1 protein-coding gene is annotated in these 267 nt (G+C 71.9%); it reads right to left on the reverse strand.

The genetic code is table 11. The features are described 5' to 3' along the window. Positions 1–267 (reverse strand): response regulator (locus OH705_RS27570; protein WP_267303482.1); only part of this gene is annotated, 267 nt, incomplete at both ends.

The raw sequence follows: 267 nt of genomic DNA on the forward strand, positions 1-267 counted from the left end.
CGCCACGGCTTCGCCGATGGCCTCGGCCGGCGAAGACTTGGGAATGAAGCCGGCCGCGCCGAACTGCTGTGCGCGCCGGATCACGCGCGGGTGCTCGTTCGAAGAGATCACCACCACCGGCACTTCCGGGTGCTCGCCGCGCACGTGCAGCAGCGCCGAGAACCCGTGCGCGCCGGGCATCGTCAGGTCCAGCAGCACCAGGTCGGTATCCGGGCGCTGGTCCAATGCCTGGCCCAGCGCGGCGGCGCCAGCCGCTTCGGTCACGGT

It is taken from the genome of Pseudomonas sp. BJa3 (genome assembly GCF_026343815.1).
In the GTDB taxonomy this organism is placed as follows: domain Bacteria; phylum Pseudomonadota; class Gammaproteobacteria; order Pseudomonadales; family Pseudomonadaceae; genus Aquipseudomonas; species Aquipseudomonas soli.